Here is a 2,153-nt window from a genome sequence, read left to right as displayed (position 1 = left end):
ATCGTTGACTCTTTCATTAAGTNGAAGATTGTCGATGTTAAAGCTTATTACAAGGCAACAGCGGGTAATCGTTGGCAAGCCACGACCTTGTTGGCGAACTCAACCAACAAAGGCTTACGAGACGAATTTGCATCTCGCAGCTTAACTGAGGTGGTATCGGGTGAGCGTGATCAGTTGATGAGTATCATTACCAAGAAGCTAAATGAGCAAACGGTTAGTGAGTTTGGTATTCAAGTGGTCGACGTGCGTGTGAAAGGAATTGACCTGCCTGAAGATTTGAGTAAAAACGTATACCGTCGTATGGCGACTGAGCGTGAGCGGGAAGCAAGAGAAACTCGTTCGCAGGGTAAGGAGCTAGCAGAAGGTATTAAGGCAAACGCCGATCGTCAAAAGATTGTACTGGAAGCTGATGCTTATCGTAAGTCGGAAGAAATACGTGGTGAAGGTGATGCCATTGCTGCAAACACCTATGCTGAAGCCTTCAATAAGGACCCAGAGTTCTATTCTTTTACGCGTAGTTTGAAAGCTTATACAGATACATTCTCTGGTAAAGATGATGTCTTGCTGCTTAAACCAGATAGCGACTTCTTTAAGTATATGAAGAAGCCTGACGCGAAGTAATCTAAGTTAATTTCGCTCTATCAAAACGCGAATAGATAAGTTCTATTCGCGTTTTTTTATGCTTTTTGCAAACATTGGTTTTTTTGTGCGCAATAAAACTGTAAAATCGCGTGCTTTTGGGTCTTCTAGAATTTGAAGGCCAATTTCAGCCCTTATTTTGCTGAAATAATGTTGTTTGATAAGACTGTCCATAAGAGAGAATTTGCATGAGTGTGTCTGAACGCTGGTTACTGCCAGATGGGGTTGATGAACTGCTGCCACCAGAAGCGTGGAAAGTAGAGCAGATGCGCCGGTCGATGCTCGATATTTATGCTTCCTATGGTTACGAGCTGGTATCACCGCCGCTTATAGAGTATTTAGAGTCATTGTTGACGGGGACTGGAAACGAGTTAGATTTACAGACGTTTAAGGTGACCGATCAGCTCACAGGCCGTTTGATGGGGGTACGCTCTGATATAACGCCTCAGGTAGCAAGAATTGACTCGCATATGCTTAAAACTAACGGTATTAGCCGACTATGCTATGCAGACACCGTGCTACATACTAGACCTGCACACATGCTTACTAACCGCTGTCCGATGCAAATTGGCTGTGAATTATTCGGTGAGAAAAGCCAGGCGGCAGACCTTGAAGTAATTTCTTTGATGCTAGATACGCTAAATGCCGCTCAGGTAGGTCGTATACATATTGATCTGGCGCATGTCGGAATTTACCGAGGGCTGTTAGAATCTGCAAGCTTTGATGAAAGTACTGAAATTAAAGTGTTTGATGCACTTAGTCGAAAATCTATACCTGAATTGGACGCTTTAGCTCAAGCAGATGATGCAAATAAAGAGATAATTTTACTTATTAGAGATATTGCCAACCTAAGTGGTGGTGTTGAGTCTCTAGAAAAAATTCGTCAAAGTGTTGAGCGTTTAAAGCTAAGCGCTAACGAAGGTATTGTTTCCGCTATTGCTGAGCTGCAGAGAATTATTGATCAAATTCAGCTTCGTTTTGATGGTGTTGAAATCGGGATCGATTTTTGTGAGTTACGTGGATACAGCTATCATACTGGTATTTTGTTTTCAGCGTTCAGCTTGGGTTATGGATATGCCTTAGCGAAAGGTGGCCGCTACGATGATATCGGTAAAGGTTTTGATCATGGTCGGGACGAACGTTCGCGTCCTGCTACCGGCTTTAGCGCAGATCTAAAAGCTATTTTGAAAGTCTCTAGCTTGGCTGCAGAAACGCCTGAAAAGGAAAGAGTCTTTGCACCTCTGTCTGATGATAAAAAATTGCATAGTGAGGTAGCAGCGCTACGTAAGTCCTATCAGGTAGTTCAAGCGTTAAATGCTGCAGATACTGCGAAAGGGTATTCTTGTAGCAAACAGCTGGTATTAAAAGATCAACAATGGGCTCTTGAGCCTGTTGGCTAGTGTTATTTCGGGCGGCTAAGATAGCGGTCCATTCAGTTTAAAGGCTTGTCAGTATCTTGTTTAGCTGGCAATTAGCAATAAAAGCATTGTGCTTTTTCTATGAGAAGAGAAGTT

At 42.8% G+C, this 2,153-nt stretch carries 2 protein-coding genes; both read left to right on the top strand.

All coding sequences use genetic code 11. The features are described from left to right. Window positions 1–621 (top strand): protease modulator HflC (gene hflC / locus A3757_RS21920; RefSeq protein WP_068740292.1); only part of this gene is annotated, 621 nt, incomplete at its 5' end. A gap of 206 nt (window positions 622–827) precedes the next feature. Next, entirely contained in the window at window positions 828–2,039 is a 1,212-nt protein-coding gene (locus A3757_RS21915; protein ID WP_068513439.1) for an ATP phosphoribosyltransferase regulatory subunit, read from the top strand. Window positions 2,040–2,153 lie beyond the last annotated feature (114 nt).

The organism is Oleiphilus sp. HI0117, assembly GCF_001635235.1.
This window is presented reverse-complemented; position numbering and strand designations above follow the sequence as displayed.